The organism is Acinetobacter sp. LF10, assembly GCF_048585715.1.
In the GTDB taxonomy this organism is placed as follows: Bacteria; Pseudomonadota; Gammaproteobacteria; order Pseudomonadales; family Moraxellaceae; genus Acinetobacter.
Map to the genome: position 1 here is coordinate 290651 of NZ_CP184160.1, position 24661 is coordinate 315311.

General features: G+C 39.8%; 19 protein-coding genes. 18 read left to right on the forward strand and 1 reads right to left on the reverse strand.

Going from position 1 to position 24661, the window contains the following annotated elements; translation table 11 throughout:
• The first annotated feature begins 17 nt into the window (after positions 1-17).
• Genes ACN19N_RS01330 through ACN19N_RS01340 form a run of 3 tightly spaced genes read left to right on the forward strand, consistent with a single transcriptional unit; the run spans position 18 to position 3423 of the window.
• Positions 18-1427, forward strand: coding sequence for a UDP-N-acetylmuramoyl-tripeptide--D-alanyl-D-alanine ligase (locus ACN19N_RS01330; RefSeq protein WP_420001825.1), 1410 nt, complete (start codon positions 18-20; stop codon positions 1425-1427).
• Positions 1428-2546: a phospho-N-acetylmuramoyl-pentapeptide-transferase gene (gene mraY, locus ACN19N_RS01335; protein WP_004660135.1), complete on the forward strand. Its 1119-nt coding sequence runs from the start codon at positions 1428-1430 to the stop codon at positions 2544-2546.
• Between the two features lie 58 nt (positions 2547-2604).
• Positions 2605-3423 (forward strand): putative RNA methyltransferase, encoded by an 819-nt coding sequence (locus ACN19N_RS01340; RefSeq protein WP_420001826.1) that lies wholly within the window; start codon positions 2605-2607, stop codon positions 3421-3423.
• Positions 3424-3442: 19 nt separating this feature from the next.
• On the opposite strand, the gene ponA is transcribed toward ACN19N_RS01340, so the two are convergent.
• The gene (gene ponA / locus ACN19N_RS01345) at positions 3443-6013 is read right to left on the reverse strand and encodes a penicillin-binding protein PBP1a (protein WP_420001827.1); all 2571 of its coding nucleotides are present in this window, start codon (positions 6011-6013) and stop codon (positions 3443-3445) included.
• Between the two features lie 162 nt (positions 6014-6175).
• Between ponA and ACN19N_RS01350 the strand changes: the two genes are divergently transcribed.
• From ACN19N_RS01350 to ACN19N_RS01420, 15 genes are all read left to right on the forward strand, one after another.
• Complete coding sequence (locus tag ACN19N_RS01350; RefSeq protein ID WP_004660139.1) at positions 6176-7234, forward strand: pilus assembly protein PilM; 1059 nt, start codon at positions 6176-6178, stop codon at positions 7232-7234.
• On the forward strand, positions 7234-7875 hold the full coding sequence (locus ACN19N_RS01355) for a PilN domain-containing protein (RefSeq protein WP_269229435.1): 642 nt from the start codon (positions 7234-7236) through the stop codon (positions 7873-7875). Before ACN19N_RS01350 ends, ACN19N_RS01355 begins: the two co-directional genes overlap by 1 nt.
• A complete protein-coding gene (locus ACN19N_RS01360; protein WP_269238646.1) occupies positions 7872-8615 on the forward strand; it encodes a type 4a pilus biogenesis protein PilO in 744 nt (247 codons plus the stop codon). The genes ACN19N_RS01355 and ACN19N_RS01360 overlap by 4 nt, the downstream gene beginning before the upstream one ends.
• Positions 8615-9142 (forward strand): pilus assembly protein PilP, encoded by a 528-nt coding sequence (locus ACN19N_RS01365; protein ID WP_241306541.1) that lies wholly within the window; start codon positions 8615-8617, stop codon positions 9140-9142. The genes ACN19N_RS01360 and ACN19N_RS01365 overlap by 1 nt, the downstream gene beginning before the upstream one ends.
• Before the next feature lie 61 nt (positions 9143-9203).
• Entirely contained in the window at positions 9204-11327 is a 2124-nt protein-coding gene (gene pilQ / locus ACN19N_RS01370) for a type IV pilus secretin PilQ (protein WP_420002342.1), read from the forward strand.
• A gap of 10 nt (positions 11328-11337) precedes the next feature.
• A complete protein-coding gene (gene aroK, locus ACN19N_RS01375; protein ID WP_087535970.1) occupies positions 11338-11904 on the forward strand; it encodes a shikimate kinase AroK in 567 nt (188 codons plus the stop codon).
• Between the two features lie 24 nt (positions 11905-11928).
• A complete protein-coding gene (gene aroB / locus ACN19N_RS01380; RefSeq protein WP_269229438.1) occupies positions 11929-13011 on the forward strand; it encodes a 3-dehydroquinate synthase in 1083 nt (360 codons plus the stop codon).
• Positions 13012-13030: 19 nt separating this feature from the next.
• Positions 13031-13897 carry a hypothetical protein gene (locus ACN19N_RS01385; protein WP_269238644.1) on the forward strand — a complete coding sequence of 289 codons (867 nt, stop codon included), beginning with the start codon at positions 13031-13033 and terminating at the stop codon, positions 13895-13897.
• A gap of 463 nt (positions 13898-14360) precedes the next feature.
• Positions 14361-18839: a glutamate synthase large subunit gene (gene gltB / locus ACN19N_RS01390; protein WP_420002343.1), complete on the forward strand. Its 4479-nt coding sequence runs from the start codon at positions 14361-14363 to the stop codon at positions 18837-18839.
• A gap of 71 nt (positions 18840-18910) precedes the next feature.
• Positions 18911-20332, forward strand: coding sequence for an FAD-dependent oxidoreductase (locus ACN19N_RS01395; protein WP_004660164.1), 1422 nt, complete (start codon positions 18911-18913; stop codon positions 20330-20332).
• A 168-nt stretch (positions 20333-20500) separates the two neighbouring features.
• Positions 20501-21391, forward strand: coding sequence for a metal-dependent hydrolase (locus tag ACN19N_RS01400; RefSeq protein WP_241306546.1), 891 nt, complete (start codon positions 20501-20503; stop codon positions 21389-21391).
• A gap of 179 nt (positions 21392-21570) precedes the next feature.
• The gene (locus ACN19N_RS01405; RefSeq protein WP_269229441.1) at positions 21571-22161 is read left to right on the forward strand and encodes a LemA family protein; all 591 of its coding nucleotides are present in this window, start codon (positions 21571-21573) and stop codon (positions 22159-22161) included.
• 85 nt (positions 22162-22246) lie between these two features.
• Entirely contained in the window at positions 22247-23254 is a 1008-nt protein-coding gene (locus tag ACN19N_RS01410) for a TPM domain-containing protein (RefSeq protein WP_420002344.1), read from the forward strand.
• Positions 23248-23808, forward strand: a complete 561-nt coding sequence (locus tag ACN19N_RS01415) for a TPM domain-containing protein (RefSeq protein WP_420001828.1) — start codon at positions 23248-23250, stop codon at positions 23806-23808. Before ACN19N_RS01410 ends, ACN19N_RS01415 begins: the two co-directional genes overlap by 7 nt.
• A 406-nt stretch (positions 23809-24214) precedes the next feature.
• Positions 24215-24616, forward strand: a complete 402-nt coding sequence (locus ACN19N_RS01420) for a pilin (RefSeq protein ID WP_420001829.1) — start codon at positions 24215-24217, stop codon at positions 24614-24616.
• The last annotated feature ends 45 nt before the right edge of the window (positions 24617-24661 follow it).

A 24661-nucleotide genomic window follows, 5' to 3' on the forward strand; every position in this document is an offset into this window, starting at 1 on the left:
AAAGGTAAATAAAGCGTATGCATACTTCAACAACCAGCACCGTTCCACTAGAACCTTGGACAGCAGAACAATTACAACAAGCGACTCAAGGTGAGTGGCATAATCATAAGATTCCACAAAGCGAAATTAAGCGTATTTTGACTGACTCTCGTCACGCTGAGGCGGGCGATGCTTTTCTTGCTTTAAAAGGTGAGCGTTTTGATGCTCATAACTTTATCGCTCAAGTGGCGACGCAAGGGTGTGAGATTGCAATTGTAGAGCGCCCAATTGATGCAGATATTGCACAACTCATCGTCAAAGATACGCGTTTGGCGTTAGGGCATCTTGGAGCGTATCGCCGTCAGCAAAATCCACAGTTGAAAGTCATTGCATTAACAGGCAGTAGTGGTAAAACCACCACGAAAGAAATGTTGGGTAGTATTTTATCCCGTTTAGCACCAACGCTGATTACGCGTGGTAACCTGAATAATGATTTGGGTGCCCCGATGATGTTACTTGAGTTACGTTCAGAGCATCAATATGCTGTGATGGAGTTGGGTGCGAGTCATCAAGGTGAAATTGACTATACTTCTCATCTGGTTCAACCGCATGTGGCTGGAATTTTGAATATTGGTACGGCACATTTAGGTGAATTTGGTGGACGTGAAGGAATTTGTCGTGCCAAGTCAGAGATTTATGCACATATTTTGCCTGACGGAATATCGATTGTTCCCGCTGATGATGACTTTACAGCGACTATTCGTGAAAATGCTCAAGCTCATTCAATGTTGAGTTTTGGTGATGGTGGCGATGTATTTGCGACAGAGGTTGAATTACATCCTCAATCAGCAAAATTCAATTTACATACTCCACAGGGCATCCGGACAGTAGATCTACCGTTTGCAGGTGCACATAATGTGCAAAATGCAACTGCTGCAACAGCATTTGCCTTGGCAATTGGGATTGCGCTTGATGATATTATACAAGGCTTAGAACAAGCACAGGGTGCCAAAGGGCGTCTGAATTTTATTCAACACCAAAATCACTTATTCATTGATGATACTTATAATGCCAATCCAACTTCAATGCGTGCAGCAGCAGAAGTTCTTGCTCAACAAACGGGCATTAAAGTGATGGTAATCGGGGATATTGGTGAGCTTGGAAGTACAGCAGCGCAACAACATTATTTGTTGGGTCGAGATTTGGTTTCGATGCAAGGTATTCATTTTGTAGTTGCAGTGGGTGAATTCTCACCTGCCACTCAAGAAGGTGCAAGAAGCACACAATACGGTAAAAAATTACAAGCTTTTCTGAATCAGGGGCAAGCTTTGTCATTTTTAATGAGTTTAGTAAAGACACATCAACCCCAGCACATGAGTTTCCTATTTAAAGGTTCTCGCTATACCCATATGGAAACGTTGATGGCTGACTTGATGGAGAAGATTTAAATGTTGTTATGGTTATTTGAACAATTGGCAGGCTATAACAGCTCTTTCCAAGTGGTTCGTTATTTAACATTACGCTCTTTGTTGAGTGTATTAACTGCTTTGACCATTGGCTTGGCTTTAGGGCCTGTGATGATCCGTAAATTACAAGCCTTAAAATATGGTCAGGCAGTAAGCTCATTTGCTCCTGAAAATCATGCGAAGAAGATGGGAACACCAACGATGGGCGGGATTCTAATCCTGCTATCCATCGGTATTAGTACTTTATTGTGGGCTGATTTATCAAACCCTTATGTTTGGATTGTATTGGGTGTTATGGTGGTCTTTGGTGCTGTTGGTTGGGCTGATGACTGGATTAAAGTTCGTTATAAAGATAATGCTGGTTTGCCTGCACGTAAAAAATTCTTTTGGACTTCTGTGGCATCATTAGGTGCTGGTATTGCTTTATATCTAATTGCAAAACAACAAGATAATCCAATGAATACTGCAAATATGCTAGATTTGCTGATTCCCTTCTTTAAGAATCTCTCTATTCCACTTTCAGCGGTGCCATTTGGTCTAGCATTTATTGTTTTTACTTATTTGGTGATTAATGGGGCATCAAATGCAGTCAATCTGACGGATGGATTGGATGGATTGGCAATTATGCCAATTGTCATGGTTGCAGCAGGTTTGGGCGTATTTGCTTATTTATCAGGTGATATTCGGTTTGCCAATTATTTGCATATTTCCTATGTGAAATATACCTCTGAATTGGTTGTGGTGTGTTCCGCCATGGTTGGCGCGGGTCTGGCATTCCTTTGGTATAATGCCCATCCTGCCCAAGTATTCATGGGCGATGTCGGGGCTTTGGCACTTGGTGCGATGCTGGGTACAATTGCTGTGATGGTACGCCAAGAAATCGTATTTGCGATTATGGGTGGTGTCTTTGTGATGGAAGCCGTTTCTGTATTTTTACAAATTGGTTCATTGCGAATGCGGAATAAGCGCGTTTTCTTGATGGCACCTTTACACCATCATTATGAAAAACAAGGTTGGAAGGAAACACAGGTTGTTATTCGTTTTTGGATTATTACCATTTTCCTTGTTGTGTTAGGCTTAATGACCTTAAAGTTGCGTTAAACCATGATTCAATAAGAAGCTGGTGATCACCAGCTTTTTTTATGTTTGGAGAAAATAGATGAATTTATTGATGTGTCCTGTTTGTCGCCAATCATTGAATTTGGTTGAGCGTTCTTGGCGTTGTGAAAAAGGCCATCATTATGATGTCGCCAAACAAGGTTATGTCAATCTACATGTGGTACAGCATAAGCATAGTAAGACACCAGGGGATACTGCAGAGTCGGTATTGGCCCGTCGTGAATTTTTGCAAACAGGTGCTTATCAGCCGTTACAGCAGGCGATTGTTGAACTGTTGCAGCCGCTCAAGCCGAAAACTATTTTAGATATTGGTTGTGGTGAAGGTTATTACACCAGTGCGATGCAAGCGCATACTCAACACTGTATAGGTGTGGATATTGCTAAAACTGCTGTACAACGAGCCGCAAAACTCAACTCCAAAGTCACTTGGATTGTTGGGACGGGTGCAACATTGCCTGTACAGGATCATTCAATCGATGTATGTACTAGTTTATTTAGCCCAATTCCACAAGAAGAGATCAGACGTGTTCTTCAAGAGAATGGTCATCTGATTGTGGTGACACCTGCACCTCGACATCTCTATAGGTTGCGTGAAGCTTTATTTGAGCAAGTAAATTTACACGAACCAGAAAAATTTGTAGAACAGCTAGGTGATCAATTTGAATTGCAGCAACAACAGCTTGTAGAGAGTGCAATCGAGTTGGATCAACAAGCGCTAAAAAATTTGATTGCTATGACACCTTATGCTTATAAAGCGAATCCTGAACGAAGAATGATTTTAGAACAAGAACAGCATTTCTTAGTGACAGCCGCTTTTCAAATTTATGTATTCCAGAAAAGAAAGAAGCCATCAAATTGATGGCTTCTTTTGAATTTATTTATTGAATATTATTAATTAAATTTTCAATACCATCATGTTCTTTTTGAGGTGATGCTGTTCCCATCGCTGGTGGCTGTTTTTTCGCTGGAACAATAATTTGCTCTTCATCAGATAGCGCTGTATCTGGTAAATCTGAAAAGTCAGTTTGCGCGGAGCGAGTTGGTGCAACAGGAGCAGGGCGATAAAGTGGGCGTGCCAACGGTGGGGAAGCACGATATTCTTTTTGCCCTTCATTTTTCTCCAGTTGTAATTTGTCGAATGAAATTGGATCTTTCGCGTCTTTATCGAAATGTACCCAAGCCGATGGCGTATCTTTAAGTGAGTTCGCCATGAAATTTGTCCAAATTGGTAAAGCAGCAACTCCGCCGTATTCACGTCGACCGAGTGTGCGTGGTTGATCGAAACCAACCCAAGCGATTGCAACTAACTTGCCATTAAAACCTGCAAACCATGCATCTTTTGCATCATTGGTTGTTCCAGTTTTCCCGCCTAAATCGTCACGACCGATTTTAAGTGCTGCTCGTCCCGTACCATGCTGAATCACATCACGTAAAATGTTAGCCATATCATAAGCTGAGCTAGATTTTAAAATGCGTTGAGCTTGGCGATAATTACTATTTGTCGATGCGGCTGTTTGAGAGTTAGACGCAACAGTTTCAGATGTGGCAGATACATCATCTAAAGTTTGATTGGTGATTTCATTTACAGCATCTTGCTCTTGAATAGCATCGGCTGTTGTATAGGCATTTGGATCACTAATACAAGGGATACAAGCATATTCTGGATTTGCTTCATAAATTACTTTGCCTGATGCATCTTCTATTCGTTTAATAAAATGGGGCTGAATGCGATAACCGCCATTTGCAAAAGTGGCATAGCCTGTAGCCATTTGCACAGGGAGTACTTGAGGTGTTCCTAATGCGATTGTGTAGTTACGAGGAATTTGATCTTCTTGTAACCCAAAATCCATAAATAGTTGGCGTGTGCGTTCAATTCCCACAGTTTGTAATAAACGGACAGAAACCGTATTCCTTGACAAATATAATGCACGCCGTAGAGGAATCATACCTAAGTAACGTCCATCGGAGTTTTTTGGAGACCATTTACCAATACTGATGGGGCTATCGTTCACCATGCTATAAGGTGTCATACCACGTTCAAGTGCCAATGCATAAACAAATGGTTTAATAGTCGAACCTGGTTGTCTCCACCCTTGTAACGCACGGTTAAACTTAGATTGATAAAAACTATAGCCACCAACAACAGCTTCTATGGAGCCATCATTTGGATTCAAGGCAATCAATTGACCCTGAACTTTAGGAACTTGTACTAAAGACCAAACGGTTTTGTTTTCATTTGGACGTAATCGAATAATATCTTTCACTTTAACGATTTGTGAAGCATTGGATATCGCGCCGCCTACACTGTTCGCATTCCGATAAGGGCGAACCCATGACATTCCTGCCCAATTTACGGTAACTGTTGAGCCATCTTGCATCAAAGCATCAAAAGAATTGTTATTCACTTTTATGACTTGTGCTGGATAGGTATTTGCATATGGGACAAACTGGTTAAGAGGTTTGTCATGTGCTTCTGGCCCACGCCAACCATGGCGGCGATCGTATGCTTCTAAACCGTCTTGAATTGATTGTTCGGCGTAACGTTGGCGATTACTATCAATCGTCGTATATACCTTATATCCTGAATCAATCGCCTGCTCGCCAAAGTTCTCAACCAATTCTGAACGAACCATTTCGCCAACATAAGGGAAAACATTACTGACAGAGCGATCAATCATATTCAGGTTGATTGGCTCAGCAACAGCTTTTTGATATTGACTCTGATTAATATAGCCAAGTTGTAGCATACGCCCTAAAATCCAATTCCTGCGTTCAAGCGCGCGTTCTGGATTTACGACGGGATTGTATTTTGATGGTGCTTTCGGTAATCCTGCAATCATTGCCATTTGTGCAATGGTGAGCTGATTAATATTTTTGTTGTAATAGATTTGTGCAGCTGCAGCAATTCCGTAAGCATTTTTGCCTAAGAAGATCTTATTGACGTATGAGCTGAGAATTTCTTGTTTGGTGAGATTTTGCTCAATTTTGCGAGCAAGAAAAACTTCAGTTAGTTTGCGTTTTAGCGTTCGTTCTGGACTCAAATAATAATTTTTTGCCACCTGCATGGTAATGGTTGAACCACCAGTTTGTACATCTGACCCTGTAATAGATTCTGTTAGTGCTCGCCCCAAGCCCTTAAAACTAATCCCATTATGCTCAAAAAATGACGAATCTTCCGCTGCTAGAAATGCATGAATAAATGCTGGTGGAATCTGCTCATATTTCACCGGAATTGAAAGTTTGCCGCCATACTCTGCAATTAACTTATTATCTGCCGTATAAACTTGCAATGGTTTTAGTAAAGGTGCCTTTTTTAATGAACTCATATCAGGCAAAGAGGGTGCTAGATAGAGATACATGCCATAAAATCCCATTGGAAGTGAGACTAATATAATAATAAGCATCAAAAAAAATGGACGAACAATACCAGAACTGGATAGCTTTTTCATAATAAGTAAGTTTTAATAAGAGCGAATGGCAAACTAATTATGGTCAGTATATCCTTTAGCCTTACGGATTGTTAGATGAGATATTGTATCCGTATCAATTAAAGACCAAAACGAATTAGTGAGTTGTATTTTTGGGGATAAAAAAATAAATAGGAATGTACTGTGCTCAGGTTATATCGTAAACCAAATAAGGGGTTAGTAGGGGTCGATATTAGTTCGACAACTGTTAAGTTATTGGAGCTCTCTGTAAAGAACGGTAGATATTGGGTTGAAAGCTATGCTGTGATGCCACTGCCTGAAAACAGTGTCGTAGAAAAAAGCATTCTCAATCCAGAAGCCGTTGGTGACGCGCTTGAAAGAGTCGTTAACCTTGCGAATCCGCGTACGACGAATGTGGCTATAGCTGTACCAACTTCAATGGTGATTAATAAAATCATTGAAATGGATGCAGATATGACAGCTGATGAACGAGAAGTTCAAATTCGTATGGATGCTGAGCAATATATTCCGTTCCCATTAGATGAAGTAAGTCTAGATTTTGAAGTCTTATCTGACAAATTAGCAAACCCAAATCGTGTAAATGTATTATTAGTGGCAACGCGTACAGAAAATGTTGACACACGTGTAGAAGTTCTTGAACTGGCTAATTTATCTGCAAAAATTGCTGATGTTGAAAGTTATGCCATGGAACGTGCTTTCAGTGTATTCGCAGATACTTTGCCAATGGGTGCAAACACAGTTGGTATTTTAGATATTGGTCATACTATGACCACCTTATCTGTCATGCAGAAAGGTAAAATTATCTATACACGTGAACAGGTATTTGGTGGTCGACAGCTAACCCAAGATGTTCAGAGCCGTTACGGTTTGTCTTTTGAAGAGGCTGGGCGTGCGAAAAAAGAAAGAACACTGCCTGACGACTATGATACTGAAGTGCTCGAACCCTTTTTAGATGCTGTAGTTCAACAAGCGGCTCGTTCCCTTCAGTTTTTCTTTTCATCATCACAATTCAATGAGATTGATCATATTTTGTTGGCAGGTGGTAATGCCAATATTCCTGGTTTAGCCAAGTTGTTACAACAAAAACTAGGTTATCGCGTCACCATTGCCAATCCATTCTTACAAATGGGCTTTTCTCCGCAGATTGATATTAAAAAAATTGAAAATGATGCTTCCTCATTGATGGTTGCATGTGGTTTAGCATTGAGGAGTTTTGATTAATGGCAAAGATTAACTTACTCCCTTGGCGTGATGAGCTAAGAGAACAAAAAAAGAAACAGTTCGTTGCATTTTGTGCTGGGGTAGCAGCATTAGGCGTAGTATCAGTTTTCTCTGGGTGGATGTACTTTGATCATAAGTTGAATGATCAAGAACAGGCAAATCAGCTAATTGTAAGTACTAACCAGAATTTAGATACTCAACTTAAGTCATTAGATGGTTTGCAAGAACGACGTAATGCAATCATTGAGCGTATGAAACTAATTCAAGGATTGCAGGGGCAGCGTCCAATTACAGTACGTTTAGTTGATGAGCTAGTACGAGTAACACCACCTACAATGTATTTGACAAAATTTACCCGTACAGGTGATAAATTTACCATTGAGGGTAAGGCAGAAAGCCCAAATACCGTTGCTGAGCTTTTAAGAAATCTAGAAGCTTCACCTTGGTATCGTAACGCGTTTATGAATTCTTTTTTAGCGGCAGATGATAAAAAAGATAAAACAGCAAGCTCTTTAGTTCCTCGAGTTGAAGAAAACTATGGAAGTTTTGTGGTAACTGTTGATTTGGGAGAAATAGGCACAACAGCTGAGGCTGACCCAACTTTAGAAGCAGTTGCATCAGGATCAGGGGTAGTGAAATGAGCCAAGAAGATTTAAACGAATTTGATCAAGAGATTGTTGCTTCGAAAAAGAAAAAAATGACATTAGAGCAATTTTTTCAACAATTCAATACATTGGATATGAATAATTATGGAGGGTGGCCACTTTCTGTAAAAATTACCTGTTGGATTTTTGTTTTTTTGGCAGTGCTCGCTCTAGGGTATTTTGTCGTAATTAGAGGTCAACTTGATGGTATTGCAAATGCTCAAGCACAAGAGCAAAGTTTGTTAAATGAGTTTAGGGAAAAAGACTCTAAATTACGTAATTTGCAACAATATCAAGCCCAATTACAAGAAATGGAAGCGAATTTTAATCAGCAACTTGAACAATTGCCGAAAGAAACTGAAATTCCAAGTTTAGTTGAGGATATTAATTTAACTGGTGTGAACTCTGGATTAAAGTTTAAAAATATCCGCTTAGAAAATGAAGTAAAGCAAGAGTTTTTTATTGAACAGCCAATTAGTATTGAAGCAACTGGTGATTATCATGCGTTTGGTGCTTTTGTAACAGGGATTGCTGCGTTACCTAGGATTGTGACATTGCATGATTTTATCGTTGAGGCGCAGCAAGATTCTCAGAAAAAATCAGATATCCCTGTGATTAATTACTCAATTAAAGCAAAAACATATCGTTATATTAGTCCTGAAGAGCAAGTTGAGAAAGAATCTATGACTCAACCAGCTACAACGACAACTCCATCAGTTCAAGGAGGTCAGCACTAATGACTAGTTATAAATTATTGTGCGGTCTATTGATTAGTCTCGTTTTAGTTGGATGTGATTCTCGTATAGATGCTGTAAATCAACAGATGGCTGATATTCGTAATCAACAACCGTTACCTATCGAACCTGCTCCTGTATTTGCTCCAGTACCATTATTTAATTACGCATCGCACCAGTTGAAAAGTCCGTTTATGCCAAGTTCATTAGCTGCTGAATTAAAAATTATGGCTGGTAAGCGTGTTTATCCTAACCTTAACCGGCAGTCACAACCTTTAGAGAGTTATGCTCTTGAGGCCTTGAATATGAAAGGTAGTATGCGTGGTAAGCAAAATGACACGATCGCCTTGATTCAAACACCAGATGGTCAGATTGAGCGTGTACAGGTTGGTAGTTATTTGGGTATGAACCAAGGGCGTATTGTAAAAATTAGCCCAACACAAATTGATTTAGTTGAAATTGTGCCAGATGGGCGAGAAGGTTATGTTGAGAGACCGCGTACGCTCGTTTTAATTGGTCCGGTATCGTGAGATTAAGGGAATAACAATGAAAAAGCAGTTAAAAAGTTCTTTATTTGGGGAAGTCAAGACCATGAATCATGCATTCCGTCAATTTTCAATGGGTGTAGTGGCTATTGCAATTATGCAAGCTGCATCTGCACAAGTGAGTATGACGAATATTGTTCCAATGAGTTTGGCTGATCAAGGTACAGAAATTCGTATCATGTTTAACGGTTTGCCTCCACAGCCACAGGCGTATCAACTAGAACAACCTTCTCGATTGATTTTAGATTTTGATAAAACGCAACAAAATTTGAAACAGGCATCAATACCAGTTTCAACTAATGAAGCATCAACAATTGATGTTGCAGCTGATGATCAGCGTTCACGTCTGGTTGTTAATTTAAAGGAAGCAGGAGCTTTTACGACACGCGTTGAAGGGAATACGTTTATTCTTAAAATAAATGCAGTTCAACCAGTAAATGCTGCTCGTAATGCTACGGTTGTCAGAAAACCACAGCAAGGTGTATCAAATATTGGTTTCCAGCGCGGTGCTCAAGGTGAAGGATTAGTTGTTGTTGATCTATTGGGTAGTAACACTCCCGTAGATGTGCAGCAACAGGGAAGTAAAATTGTTATTAGAACGATGGGAAATAAAATTCCAACGCATTTAGCTCGTCGTTTAAATACCAACGATTTTGCTACACCTGTCGCAAGTGTAGATGCTTATAATGATAAAGGGAATGGTGTTATCACCATTCAGTCTGCTGGTAGTTATGAGTATATGGCTTACCAAGCGGAAAATAAATTAACGATTAGTCTGAAGCGTCCAGAAGATAAGTCTTCTCCGAAAGCTAAAGCCCAGGTCTATACTGGGAATAAAATTTCATTAGATTTTCAAGATATTGAGGTGCGTCGAGTTCTGCAGCTGTTGGCTGATTTTACCAGTATAAATATGGTTGCAGCTGATACTGTACAAGGGAACATTACTTTACGCCTTAAGGATGTACCATGGGATCAAGCTTTAGATATTGTGCTTAAAACAAAGAATTTAGATAAACGCCGAAATGGAAACGTAATCTGGATTGCACCAGTTTCTGAACTAATTAAGTCAGAAGAAGAGGAAGCTAAAGCAATCGCACAAAGCATTAAACTGGCTCCAATTCAAACAGAATATATTAAACTAAGTTATGCAAAAGCTGCGGATATTTTAAAACTTATAGAGGACTCTCGCGATAATAAAGCGGCGAGTTCAAACCGAACAACTAATTCAGATTCTTTAGCTTTAGAAAGCTTATTGAGCTCACGCGGGAGTGCTGTCGCAGATACACGTACAAATACTTTAATTGTTAATGATGCTGCCGTAAATATAGATAAAATTCGTAAATTAATTGATTTATTAGATGTTTCAGTAAAACAGGTTATGATTGAAGCACGAATTGTGAGTGCGAGTACTGATTTTACAAAAGAAATGGGTGTTAAGTGGGGTATTTTATCTCAGGGCATTACTAGCAATAACGATTTATTAGTTGGTGGTAGTGATACTACTTTATGGAACTTAAGAAAGCCTACTAAAGATAGTGACACTGGTGGTTGGAAATATGAGATCGAACGCCCGGATAACTTGAATGTAGATTTGGGGGCTGTAACACCTGGTGCAAGCCGGATTGCATTCGGTTTGATTAGTTTATCTGATTTTATGTTGGATTTGGAGTTGTCAGCAGTTCAAGCTGATGGCTATGGTGAAGTGATATCTACGCCAAAAGTTATGACAGCTGATAAGCAGTCAGCTAAAATTTCATCTGGTAAACGTATCCCTTATGCAACATCTAGTGGGAATGATGGACCAAAAACTGAATTTGTTGATGCGGTATTGAGTTTAGATGTAACACCTAGTATTACCCCAGAAGGTAAAGTTATGTTGAAGCTGAATATTACTAAAGACTCGCAGAGTAACCCTACTCCAACAGGTCAATTGACCATTAATAAAAATGAAATAAATACTAATGTATTGGTCGATAATGGTGAAACGGTTGTGTTAGGTGGTATTTTTGAACAAGAAAATATTAACTCGCAAACTAAAGTCCCTTTTTTAGGCGATTTACCTTATTTGGGTAAGTTTTTCCGAAATGATAGAAAGACTGATACGAAACGCGAATTACTTATTTTTGTGACACCAAGAATTGTTAATGACACTTTGACGAGAAATCATTAATATATTTTGAATAATTGCAATTAATATAGGTGGCGCGTTGCAAGGCAAAGCGTTTGAAACCCTACCAAATATTTATTTGGTAGGGCCAATGGGGGCAGGGAAAACAACAGTTGGTCGACATTTAGCAGAGTTGTTGGGGCGTGAATTCATTGATAGTGATCATGAAATTGAGCGTAAAACAGGTGCTACAATCCCTTGGATTTTTGAAAAAGAGGGTGAATCTGGTTTTCGAGCACGTGAAACTAATGTGTTAAATGACCTAACTGCACGTTCTGCTCTTGTTTTGGCGACTGGTGGTGGTGCGGTAACACAATCGGAAAATCGAAAATTTTTAAAACAGCGAGGCATCGTTGTTTATCTATATACTCCTGTAGAGCTTCAGCTACAGCGAACTCATCGCGATAAGAATCGTCCATTGTTGCAAGTAGAAAACCCAGAAAAGAAATTAAGAGATTTGTTAACTGTGCGAGATCCACTTTATCGTGAGGTTGCACATTTTATTGTTGAAACAAATCAGGGTGCAGCGCGAGATTTAGCGCAAAAAATTCTACAGCTTATTTTATCTAAACAAATTTAGTCATTTTCTTGTTGGTCTAATTTTATGCAAACACTACATGTTGAATTGGGTGATCGTCGCTATCCTATTTTTATTGGAAGTAATTTAAATCCCAGAGATTTGCTAGCGCCATATATTCATGGTCGACAAGTGATGTTGGTTTCCAATACAACAGTCGCACCATTATATTTGCAACATTATATTGAAGGATTACGCCAGTTAGATAAACAGATTGCACAATGTATTTTACCCGACGGGGAGCAATTTAAAGACATTCAGCATTTGAATTTAATTTTTGATGCGCTTTTGGAATCAGGTTTTAATCGTGATTGCACAGTGCTTGCATTAGGTGGTGGTGTCATTGGTGATATGGCTGGTTTTGCATCTGCTTGTTTCCAGCGAGGAGTGAATTTTATTCAAGTACCAACTACATTATTATCTCAAGTTGATTCAAGTGTGGGTGGGAAGACAGGAATCAATCATCCTTTAGGTAAAAACATGTTGGGTGCGTTTCAGCAACCTCAAGTTGTATTAGCGGATATGGCGCAGCTTGATACTTTACCAGATCGTGAACTTTCTGCTGGTTTGGCTGAAGTGATTAAATATGCATTACTAGGTGATGTGGATTTTCTAGTATGGTTAGAGCAGAACATGGATGCGCTTGTTGCACGTGATGCGAATTTACTCGCAGAAGCAGTCTATCGCTCATGCGCACATAAAGCTAGAATTGTGGCTAATGATGAAAAAGAGCAGGGTGAGCGTGCACTTCTAAATTTAGGGCATACTTTTGGGCATGCAATCGAATCCTATCTAGGTTATGGGGTATGGTTACATGGTGAAGCGGTTGCAACAGGTATGGTCATGGCGGCAGATTTGTCACATCGTCTAGGTTGGATATCTGCTGAAGATGTTGAGCGTACAAAAAGAATTATTCTACGTGCCCATTTACCGATATCATGTCCACAAATTCCACTCGACGAATTTTTGGCTTATATGTCACATGATAAAAAAGTGCTCAATGGCAAATTGCGCTTGGTTTTACTTAAAAAGTTAGGTCAAGCCATCATTACCAAAGATTTTGATGTAGATTTAATGAAGCAAACGATTCTTGTGAACCAATCTTCATAATCAATATATTGAGAAAAATATGCTTATTTCTAGATCAATTTGGCAAAATATTCAACAATACAGCTGGCTCACACTTGCAATTGTATGCTTGATTGCTGCATTGGTCTTTTGGGGCGTTACTGATGGAGATGCTTTGGTTGAAGTAGATCAACCAGCTAAAACTGAAGTTCAAATTCAACCTGAAAAAGTGACTGCGACTGTTCATTTAGGTGCCTTTTCTAATGAGGTGAAACCGCTAGATTTAACAACCAGAGTTGTTGTTTCTAATGAGCATGCACCAGAATTTCGTGGCACTAAATTTATTAAAGAAAATCAGCAACAATGGACGATGGAAATTTTTCGTAGTTCAGATGAAGCAATTGTTAAAAATTTCTTATTAAGTCGATCAGATCGGAAAAAGTTTATTTATTTCCGCTTAACTGGAGAGGATCGCGCAGAACAATATATTCTTGCTTATGGTATGTCACCCAATATGGAGGAAGCAAATCGTCAGTTTGCTCAACTAAATTTGGTACTTCCTCAATCCGTGCAACCTAAAGCGCAGCAATTATCAAAATATGCTGATTTTGTGAATGACTTAGGGTCGGATGAATTAAAAACAGCGACAAATCAGCTTTATGAAATTCAGTTAAAACCAGCAGCGCTACCTAAAGTGGATGAAAGTTTGTTGGTTGGAGGGGCTGTGGCTTCACAAGGTACTTTGGGTGTTGGTGCGGGAAAACCAGCAGTTGATCCTGCAATAGCAACACAGACTACAGTCACCCAGCGTGATGCTCAAGGTAACGTGGTAAACGTCAAACAAAGCCAATCTTCAACACAAAACCCTGAAAAATTAAAAGAAAATTCAGATTCTTCTAAACGAGATGTGGTAGATCCATTTAATTAGTGTTGCACTAATTTTGAGCATTATTAGCGCCTTTTAAAGGCAAAATGATTTATTTTGGTGCAATAAAACTTCATAAGATATAGCTTTAGTCTATTATAAATTAAGGTTATTTTAATTTTTTTAATGATTTAGTAAATTTATAGTTAATTGGTATGTTTTTTGCTTCCTTGTGGTGCTAATTTATCTGCTCATTGCGCTTTTTCACACTAAATACCCAATTAATTTAGTGAAATGGAAAGTTTTTGTGCTTTACAAATATTGGTGAAGGTGTAATAACTGAAAACACTTTATATGCTTGGGTACGCTGTTTCTTGTTAAAGAAAGGCGTATATTGCAAATCCGCCAGGAAAAATGTTTTTGCGAAGCATTGAACTTTATATGAGTTGATCGGCAATATCGCAGAAAATGAATTGATTGTTTGTTGCTCGAAAGAGCCATGTTGAAAGAAGGGTACGCTATGCACATGCCATCGCCTAATACTGTAGCTCCCGCTCAAGGCTTATATCAGCCTGATGAGTTTAAGGATAACTGTGGTTTTGGTCTGATTGCCCATATGAAGGGTGAATCAAGCCATCATCTGGTCGAAACTGCGATTCACAGTTTAAGTTGCATGACGCACCGTGGTGGTATTGCCGCGGATGGTAAAACAGGAGATGGTTGCGGATTGTTATTGGCAATGCCAAAACAATTTTTCCGTGAAGAAGCTCAGAAGCTAGGCAGTAATCTAACTGAGATTTTTGCTGCGGGTACAGTATTTCTGAATATTGACCCTGCTTTAGCTCAAAATGCAAAGAATATTTTAAATAAAGAAATTGCAGCAGAAGGTTTAACGGTTGCGGCATGGCGTGTTGTACCAACAAATAATGATGCTTTAGGTGAAATTGCATTGCAATCACTCCCAGCATTTGAACAAATTTTAGTTAACTGCCCAATGGGTTTAACTGAAGTTGAATTTAACCGTAAGTTATTTTTAGCTCGTCGCCGTGCAGAACAACAATTACAAAACGACCCATTATTCTATGTGACAACACTTGCAACAACTGTCATCACATATAAAGGCTTAATGATGCCAGCAGCGATTGCTGACTTCTATACAGACTTAGCTGATGAACGTCTAAAATCGCACATTGTGGTATTCCATCAGCGTTTCTCAACCAATACTTTGCCACGTTGGCCATTGGCTCAGCCATTCCGTTATCTTGCACATAATGGTGAAATTAATACTATTACGGCAAACCGTAACTGGGCACTGGCTCGTACGCCAAAGTTTGAAAATCCATTACTGCCGGGTTTAACTGAGTTAAATCCGATTGTAAACCGTACTGGTTCGGATTCATCAAGCCTAGACAATATGCTTGAAATTCTTGTTGGTGGCGGAATGGACTTATTCCGTGCACTGCGTATGTTAGTTCCACCAGCATGGCAAAATGTTGAAACTTTAGATGCTGATTTGCGTGCATTCTATGAATTCAACTCTAAGCATATGGAAGCTTGGGATGGTCCAGCAGGTCTTGTGATTCAAGATGGTCGTCACGCGATTTGTATGTTGGATCGTAATGGTTTACGCCCTGCACGTTGGGTGATCACCAAAAATGATTACATCACGCTTGCATCAGAGATTGGTGTATGGGGTTATGAACCAGAAGATGTTGTGTCTAAAGGTCGTGTTGGTCCAGGTCAGATCTTAGTTGTTGATACTTTGACTGGTAAAGTGCTTGATACAAAAGACGTCAGCAATCACCTTAAAAACATGCGTCCGTATCGTGAATGGTTGCGTGACCATGCGATTCGTTTGAAAGCAGATCCTCAGCTTGAAGAAAAATTGAGTGATCAGGGTTTAACTGGTGATGCATTAAAAGCGGCTCAAAAAATGTTTATGGTGACATTTGAAGAGCGTGATCAAATTTTGCGTCCAATCGCAGAAAGTGGTCAGGAAGCTGTTGGTTCAATGGGGGATGATACGCCAATGGCAGTCTTGTCTCGTCAAGTTCGCCATGTATCAGACTATTTCCGTCAACAGTTTGCGCAAGTAACGAACCCACCAATCGATCCATTACGTGAATCGATCGTAATGTCATTAGAAACATGTTTGGGTCGTGAGCAAAACGTATTTGAGCAGGGCCCTGAACACGCTGACCGCATTATTATTTCAAGCCCTGTATTGTCACATTCAAAAATGCAGCAGCTTCGTGATGTTGAAAAAGAACGTGCGGGTTATGCTGTTGCTGATATCAATCTGAATTATGCAGAAACCGAAGGTTTACAAGCCGCAGTTGCTCGTATTTGTGAAGAAGCTGCGCAAGCTGTTCGTGATGGCAAAACTTTAATCGTTTTGACCGATAAAAATATTCGTGAAGGTTTCTTGCCAGCAAACTCGGCATTGGTAACAGGTGCAGTACATCACTACTTGATTCAAGTTGGTTTACGTACTGATGCAAATATTTTGGTTGAGACTGGTTTCGCACGTGACCCACATCAATTTGCAGTACTACTAGGTTTTGGTGCGACAGCAATTTACCCGTATTTGGCTTATGACGTGATCAATGATTTGGTTGCGAAAGGCGAATTATTGGGTGACCCAATTTATGCGCAAGCAAACTTCCGTAAAGGGATTGAGAAAGGCCTATTAAAAGTTCTTTCTAAAATGGGGATCTCGACAGTTGCTTCTTATCGTGGCGGTCAATTGTTTGAAGCGGTAGGTTTGTCATCTGAAGTCGTGGATAAATGTTTCCTTGGCGTACCAAGCCGTATCCAAGGCGCGACTTTTGCTGATTTAGAAAATGACCAGAAAAAATTGGCAAGCACAGCTTGGTCAAATCGTAAACCAATTGATCAGGGTGGTTTACTGAAATTCGTATTTGGTAAAGAGTATCATGCGTTCAACCCTGACGTAATTAACTCATTACATAAGGCGGTACGTTCAGGTCAATACCAAGACTTTAAAGAATATGCTGAGCTGGTGAACAACCGTCCTGTTGCTACAATTCGTGACTTATTCAAGTTAAAAACAACTGATTCAATTGCATTGGATCAAGTTGAAACGATTGAAGAAATTCTACCGCGTTTTGACTCTGCGGGAATGTCTTTAGGTGCGTTGTCTCCAGAAGCACATGAAGCAATTGCAATTGCAATGAATACCATTGGTGGTCGTTCAAACTCTGGTGAGGGTGGTGAAGATCCTTCACGTTACGGTACGATTCGTAACTCGAAAATCAAACAAATTGCATCAGGTCGCTTTGGTGTAACGCCAGCATATTTAACGTCTGCTGAAGTGTTGCAAATTAAAGTAGCGCAGGGTGCAAAACCAGGTGAAGGTGGTCAGTTACCAGGTGGTAAAGTGAATGGCTTAATTGCACGTTTACGTTACTCAGTACCAGGTGTGACTTTGATTTCTCCGCCTCCACATCATGACATTTACTCAATTGAAGATTTGTCACAATTGATTTTTGACTTGAAGCAAGTCAATCCTCAAGCAATGGTTTCAGTAAAATTAGTATCTGAACCAGGTGTAGGAACAATTGCTGCTGGTGTGGCAAAAGCGTATGCAGATTTCATTACCATTTCAGGTTATGACGGTGGTACAGCGGCATCTCCACTTTCATCAATTCACCATGCGGGTTCACCATGGGAATTAGGTTTAAGTGAAGCGCATCAAGCACTTCGTGTAAATGATTTACGTGGTAAAGTTCGTGTTCAAACCGACGGTGGCTTAAAAACAGGTCTAGATGTCATTAAAGCTGCAATTTTAGGTGCGGAAAGCTTTGGTTTTGGTTCTACACCAATGATCGCATTAGGTTGTAAATATCTTCGTATCTGTCACTTAAACAACTGTGCAACTGGTGTTGCAACACAGCAAGATCATTTACGTCAAGAGCACTATATTGGCGAGCCAGAAATGCTCATCAACTTCTTCAAATTTATTGCTGAAGAAACGCGTGAATGGTTGGCTGCTCTAGGTGTTGTAAGTCTTAAAGATTTGATTGGGCGTACTGACTTACTTGAAGTATTACCAGGTGAAACAGAGAAACACGCTCACCTTGATCTCAGTGCTCTATTAACTTCACATCCATCTGCTGAAGGTAAAGCACAGTATTGCCAAGTTCAAGGTAATGCACCATTTGATAAAGGTGTATTGGCTGAAAAAATGGTTGCTGAGATGTTACCAGCAATTGAAGCAGGTACAGGTGGTTCGTTTAACTTCACTGTAGGTAACTGTGACCGTTCGATTGGTGCGCGTATTTCAGGTGAAATCGCACGTCGCTATGGCAACTTGGGTATGGAAAACAGCCCAGTGGTGATGAACCTTGTCGGTACTGCTGGTCAGTCACTAGGTGTTTGGAATGCGGGTGGTTTGCATATCAAACTGGAAGGTGATGCCAACGACTACGTGGGTAAAGGTATGGCGGGTGGTCGTGTGTCGATCTTCCCACCAAAAGGTTCACCATTCCAAACGCAAAATACTGCAATTATTGGTAACACCTGTTTATATGGTGCGACTGGCGGTAAGGTCTTTGCTGCGGGAACTGCGGGCGAGCGTTTTGCGGTTCGTAACTCTGGCGCATTTGCTGTGATTGAAGGTGCAGGCGACCACTGTTGTGAATATATGACAGGTGGTGTCGTGACAGTACTGGGTAAAGTCGGTCATAACTTCGGTGCAGGTATGACGGGTGGTTTTGCTTATGTCCTTGACCTTGATAACGACTTTGTCGATTACTATAACCACGAGCTGATTGACCTAAATCGTATCTCTACAGAGGCGATGGAAGATCATAAAGAAAACCTCCTTCGTATTCTTGATGAACATATTCAAGAGACAGGAAGTGCTTGGGCATATAAAATCCGTAATGAGTTCGACTTCTATAGTCGTAAGTTCTGGCTTGTAAAACCAAAAGCTGCTAATTTGCAATCGCTTTTGAAAACAACCCAAGCTGACCCACAATAATTCCACGACTGCAAAGACATAGGCAGGTGCAGAGGTGAAGGACATCGCTGCGCCTACCCACGGAGAGAGACATGGCAGAACGCCTCAATAATGACTTTCAATTTCTGGATGTAGCACGCCAAGATCCAGAGAAAAAAGATATTACTGTCCGCAAAGCAGAGTTTGTGGAAATTTATAAACCCTTTACTGCGGAAGTTGCTGCGAATCAAACGCACCGCTGTTTAGGGTGTGGTAACCCGTATTGTGAATGGAAATGTCCAGTACATAACTACATTCCAAACTGGTTAAAGTTGATTGCAGAAGGTCAAATTTTCCAAGCGGCCGAGCTTTGCCATCAAACCAATACCTTGCCAGAAGTATGTGGTCGTGTTTGTCCGCAAGACCGTTTGTGTGAAGGTGCATGTACCTTAAATGATGGTTTTGGTGCTGTCACGATTGGTAATGCAGAAAAATATATCAATGATACAGCCTTCGCTTTGGGCTGGCGTCCAGATATGTCTGGCGTGAAATGGACCAATAAAAAAGTTGCCATTATTGGTGCGGGTCCAGCAGGTTTAGGCTGTGCTGATATTCTTGCCCGTGGCGGTGTGAAACCAGTTGTATTTGATAAACGCCCTGAAATTGGTGGTTTACTTACATTTGGTATTCCAGAATTTAAAATGGAAAAAGATGTAATGAAACGTCGTCGTGAAATCTTCACGGGGATGGGTATCGAATTCCGCTTAAATACTGAAATCGGTGTCGATGTAACGATTGAACAACTCCTTGCTGAATACGATGCCGTATTTATGGGGATGGGAACTTATACCTACATGAAAGGTGGTTTCCCTGGTGAAGATCTTGATGGTGTTTACGATGCCTTAGATTTCTTAATTGCTAATGTCAATCGTTGCCAAGGTTGGGAAAAAGATCCAAGCGAATACATCAGTGTTGATGGTAAGAAAGTGATTGTTCTTGGTGGTGGTGACACTGCAATGGACTGTAACCGTACTTCATTACGCCAAGGTGCGCATGATGTCACATGTGCTTACCGTCGTGATGAAAGCAACATGCCAGGTTCTGCTCGTGAAGTGAAGAATGCCTATGAAGAGGGTGTGAAATTCCTGTTCAACCGTCAGCCAATTGAGGTTGTTGGTGAAAATGGTAAGGTAACTGGCGTTAAGGTTGTCACTACACAAATGGGTGAGCCTGACAGCCGTGGTCGTCGTAGCCCTGAACCTGTTCCGGGTTCTGAAGAAATTTTGCCGGCAGATGCAGTATTACTTGCATTTGGTTTCCGTCCAAGTCCTGCTGATTGGTTTGGCTCTGCAAATGTAAGTTTAGATGGTTCAGGTCGTGTCGTTGCGGCTGAACAACAAGAATTTAAATTCCAAACGTCTAATCCAAAAATCTTCGCTGGCGGAGATATGGTGCGTGGTTCTGACCTTGTTGTTACTGCAATTTGGGAAGGTCGCCAAGCAGCAGAAGGTATTTTAGATTACTTAGGTGTCTAACTAATCTTTATGGTTTGATTGCGATAAAGCCTGCTCAAGCAGGCTTTATTTTTTTCATCTTATCTTTTTGGTAGTTTTAGCAAATCTTGTAAGCTTTTTTGCCCTGTCGCTGATCATTTTTCAGCATGATACTCGAAGACCAATCAGGAAATTGTGCAGGCAATAAAGATGGCTCTTGCAAATGTGAATGCTGAAAAAACCTATTTAAATAGACCAAAAGCTTTGGGTATTACGGTACGTCGTTTGCAGTTTAATCCAAAAAAAATTAAACGACATTATTTCGCTAATTCTCCACTAATGTCACATCTCTTAACCGCTTTGTCTTCAACATTTCCAATCGGTGAACAATATTTTGTAAATAGCGTGAGGAATGTTAGGGATAAAGTCCAAGAGCCACAGTTACAAGCACAAATTGCAGCATTTATCGGGCAAGAAGCGATGCATTCTAAAGCACATACTGAATTTAATGATGCATGGCGAAGAGATGATTACAATCTAGACCGTTTTCAAGCGTGGCTTGCAAAACGTGATGACACACTGAGAAATATTCACCCTAAATTACAGCTTGCGTTGACCTGTGCATTTGAACATTTTACAGCGATGTTAGGTGGTTATATTCTGAAGCATCCAGAGATTCTAAGTACTTTAGATGATGATGCGATGAAACTTTGGGTGTGGCACGCGATTGAAGAAATCGAGCATCGCTCGGTTGCTTTTGATGTCTATCAAGAGGTCTATGGTGATGACCGAATTCGTCGCCTGTTGATGCGTAGCGTGACCACTGGATTTGCAAGTCTCACTTTTTATGCAACATCACGTTTGATTTGGCAAGATAAGTGGAAAAGCTTGCCGAAAGTTGGTGGCAATGTATTTGGGATGTATTTGCTTGGGAAAATGTTTATTCAACTGATTCCAGAATACTTGTCTTATTATCAAGCGGATTTTCATCCTGCAAAGCACGACTATACAAAATTAGTGAATTATTGGAAAGCACGTATGGCAGATGAGTATGGTATGGTCAGTTTTCAAGAAGAAAAAGTTTCAAAATTATACAGTTAATCTATTTTTATAAACATAAATGTTGTGCTTAAAAAGGCATTACTCGAGGCCATTGAGTAATGTCTTTTTTATTTAAATACGTATAAAGTAACTTTAATAAATGTTACACAGCGAACAAAAAATCACATTACAATGAATTATTGCAAAAAATATAAAGAAAAACCTGAGGATAAATTTTTATGAAAGTTATTAAGAAAACCGCATTAGCAACAGTATTAACAAGCACCTTGTTGTTCACAGGTTGTGGATATAATACTTTACAAGTGAAAGATGAAGCCGTAAGTGCTTCATGGTCTGAGGTGCAAAACCAATATCAACGACGTGCTGACCTTGTTCCAAATCTTGTCAATGTCGTGAAAGGTTACGCTAAACATGAAGAACAAGTACTGGTAGAGGTGACACAAGCACGTTCCAATGTTGCGGGTTTAAAAGTGGATAAAGAGGTTTTGGAAGACCCAGCACTTTTTGCAAAATATCAACAAGCGCAAAGCCAGTTGACAGGTGCATTATCTCGTTTGATTGCAGTTTCAGAAAGTTATCCTGACTTAAAAGCCAATGAACAATTCCGTGATTTACAAGCACAATTGGAAGGTACAGAAAATCGAATTGCGGTTGCTCGTAATCGTTATATTACGACAGTGCAAGATTACAACTCATATGTGCGTCAGTTCCCACAAGCAATGACGGCAAAAGTGATTGGTATGAAAACCAAAGAGAATTTTAAAGCAGAGCAATCTGCGCAACAAGCGCCAACAGTTTCATTTAATTAAGATTTGAAATTGTTCTTGATGGGTTTGGAGTTGCCATATGTTGGAAGAAATTAGACAAAAACTTAAGCAGCTTTCGGCTGTTCTCATGATTGTTTTTGTAACACTATTTTTTCAACATACAGTTTGGGCTGAGGTTGCGACTGCAACAGATGAAACTGATTTAGTTGTTGCAGGTAAAATGATTCAGCAGCCACAACAAAATCAATCACAACCAAACACTACAGCACAACAAGCACCTATTTTACCGCAAGTTGCCAATGATATGGCTGAGGGTGAATCCATACGTGGTTTACCGACCTTAAATCAGCCTATCATAGATCAAGCCAAAATATTAAGTGAGGCGGAAACACAGCAACTCAATCAAAAAATACTGACGTTATATCAGCAGGGTAAAGCTCAGATTGGGGTAATTATTGTACCAACCACTGGACAGGAAGCTATTTTTGATTTTGCTTTACGTGCAGGTGAAAAATGGCAATTAGGTTCTGCTAAACGTGATAATGGTTTGTTGATGGCAATTGCAGTCAATGATCGCAAAATTCAGATTCTAACAGGCTATGGTCTCGAAGGTATTTTACCTGATGTGGTTCTTAGCCGCATTATTCGTAATCAGATCACACCCTCTTTTAAACAAGGTCAGTATGCACAAGGCATTTCATCAGGCTTGGATGAGATAAGCAAGATTGTGAATCAAGATCCAGAAATTGCACAACAGGCTGCCCAAGAATTAAAAGATCGTCATGAGCAAGCTTTACGTGAGCAACAAGCGAAAGATAATACGCTAACTATGGCGCTATTTATCCTTATAGCTGGTGTTGTAGGTTCATTCATTGTTGGCAATCGTTTAAGCGCTGCTACAGCTGGCGTTACTGCTGCCGCGGCTGGGCTTTTAAATGGCGCTGGTATTTTGATGAGCTTATTGCTTGGTTTTGGTATTTTCTTTTTACTGATTACCTCATTAGCTCAGCTTATTTTTCAAGCTTTTCTATCTGGAGGGGGGCGAGGTGGCGGTGGTTTTGGTGGAGGAAGCGGTGGTGGATATAGTGGCGGTGGGGGTAGTTTTGGTGGAGGAGGAGCATCAGGTTCATGGTGACAAAGACGGATACAACGGAAATCATTACGCAATCGAAGCTAGAAGAATACGCGCAACCTAGTTTAAAACGCTGGTTCAAACATTTTTTCTATATTTCTTCTGCACATCGTTTTTTTAATAAAAAAGATCGCTTAAATATTGCACAAGCTGTGCAGCGAGCCGAAAAAGGGCATGTTGGGGAAATTCAAGTGGTAATAGAAGGGCATATACCATGTTCACAGGCTTATCATCAAAACACACGGCTACGTGCTCAGCAGCTATTTGCTGAATTAGGTGTATGGGATACTGAATTGAATAGTGGGGTTCTGCTTTATTTGAACCTTTGTGAGCGCAAAGTTGAGATTGTGATTGATCGTGGTCTTAAAAATGCGACTCAAACTGAGATTTGGAATCAGATTTGTCAAAATATTGTCTTTCAACTTGCTCAAAAACAACATCTAGAAGCTATAAAAAATGGAATTGCTGAGATTGGTCAAGTATTGGATCATTATTATGTTAATTCTAAGATAGATAACAAAAATGAATTGCCAAATGAGCCTATTATTTTAAATTGAACGATTTAATAGTTTTATGATCTTTTTGACACATTGATAGTAGGCCTATGTAGTAAATAGCTCTGTAAAGAACCATTTCTGAAAATAAATCTTTTTATCTTCCGATAAACGGTTATGTAAATATTCATAATTTTTATGTGATTTGTTTCGCTCAATTTTACACCTCTTCGATAAAAATCATGCTTAATTGGTACGTAGTTTGAAAATAAGTTGTGAAAGGTGACGAATATTGTCACATATTGTCATATATTGGAATAACTGGGTTGTTTATCACCAATAATAATATTCTTTTAAGTCTCTGTTTTTTTGAGTTAAAATTGGCTAAGCTAAGGATTGGCATAGAACATGCTAAATACAAAGTAGCTGAATAAAGGCTCATAAAAATTTATATCATTGGAGAAATGTTATGAAATCAATGCAAAAAGGTTTTACTCTTATCGAATTAATGATCGTTGTAGCGATCATTGGTATTTTGGCTGCATTCGCAATCCCTGCATATCAAGACTATATCGCGCGTTCACAAGCAACTGAAGGTGTTGCTATGGCGAGTGGTAAGAAAACTGACGTAACTGATAACTTGCAAAACGGTAACTGTGGCGGTGGTACATATAGTGGTAAATATGTACAGTCTATGGTAATTAGTAATGGTAATGCACCATGTACATTTTCAATTACATATAGAGCCACTGGTACTTCAGAGTTAATCCGTAATAAAACATTAACTTTAAGTATGGGCGCAAATGGTTCTTTAGTTAAAACTGGTGGAGATATTGATAACAAATATGTACCTAAAGCGAACTTACCTTAATATTTATTTGTATCAAATATAAAAATAGCCCTACAAAGGGCTATT

What these genes read in the sequence shown, in the direction of transcription:
- ACN19N_RS01330 (WP_420001825.1), top strand. Translation starts at nt 18, where the DNA reads ATGCATACTTCAACAACCAGCACCGTTCCACTAGAACCTTGGACAGCA.
- ACN19N_RS01355 (WP_269229435.1), top strand. Translation starts at nt 7,234, where the DNA reads ATGGCAAAGATTAACTTACTCCCTTGGCGTGATGAGCTAAGAGAACAA.
- ACN19N_RS01400 (WP_241306546.1), top strand. Translation starts at nt 20,501, where the DNA reads ATGGCTCTTGCAAATGTGAATGCTGAAAAAACCTATTTAAATAGACCA.
- ACN19N_RS01420 (WP_420001829.1), top strand. Translation starts at nt 24,215, where the DNA reads ATGAAATCAATGCAAAAAGGTTTTACTCTTATCGAATTAATGATCGTT.
- pilQ (WP_420002342.1), top strand. Translation starts at nt 9,204, where the DNA reads ATGAATCATGCATTCCGTCAATTTTCAATGGGTGTAGTGGCTATTGCA.
- ACN19N_RS01385 (WP_269238644.1), top strand. Translation starts at nt 13,031, where the DNA reads ATGCTTATTTCTAGATCAATTTGGCAAAATATTCAACAATACAGCTGG.
- ACN19N_RS01415 (WP_420001828.1), top strand. Translation starts at nt 23,248, where the DNA reads ATGGTGACAAAGACGGATACAACGGAAATCATTACGCAATCGAAGCTA.
- mraY (WP_004660135.1), top strand. Translation starts at nt 1,428, where the DNA reads ATGTTGTTATGGTTATTTGAACAATTGGCAGGCTATAACAGCTCTTTC.
- gltB (WP_420002343.1), top strand. Translation starts at nt 14,361, where the DNA reads ATGCCATCGCCTAATACTGTAGCTCCCGCTCAAGGCTTATATCAGCCT.
- ACN19N_RS01410 (WP_420002344.1), top strand. Translation starts at nt 22,247, where the DNA reads ATGATTGTTTTTGTAACACTATTTTTTCAACATACAGTTTGGGCTGAG.
- ACN19N_RS01365 (WP_241306541.1), top strand. Translation starts at nt 8,615, where the DNA reads ATGACTAGTTATAAATTATTGTGCGGTCTATTGATTAGTCTCGTTTTA.
- ACN19N_RS01360 (WP_269238646.1), top strand. Translation starts at nt 7,872, where the DNA reads ATGAGCCAAGAAGATTTAAACGAATTTGATCAAGAGATTGTTGCTTCG.
- ACN19N_RS01340 (WP_420001826.1), top strand. Translation starts at nt 2,605, where the DNA reads ATGAATTTATTGATGTGTCCTGTTTGTCGCCAATCATTGAATTTGGTT.
- ACN19N_RS01405 (WP_269229441.1), top strand. Translation starts at nt 21,571, where the DNA reads ATGAAAGTTATTAAGAAAACCGCATTAGCAACAGTATTAACAAGCACC.
- ACN19N_RS01395 (WP_004660164.1), top strand. Translation starts at nt 18,911, where the DNA reads ATGGCAGAACGCCTCAATAATGACTTTCAATTTCTGGATGTAGCACGC.
- ponA (WP_420001827.1), bottom strand. Translation starts at nt 6,013, where the DNA reads ATGAAAAAGCTATCCAGTTCTGGTATTGTTCGTCCATTTTTTTTGATG.
- aroB (WP_269229438.1), top strand. Translation starts at nt 11,929, where the DNA reads ATGCAAACACTACATGTTGAATTGGGTGATCGTCGCTATCCTATTTTT.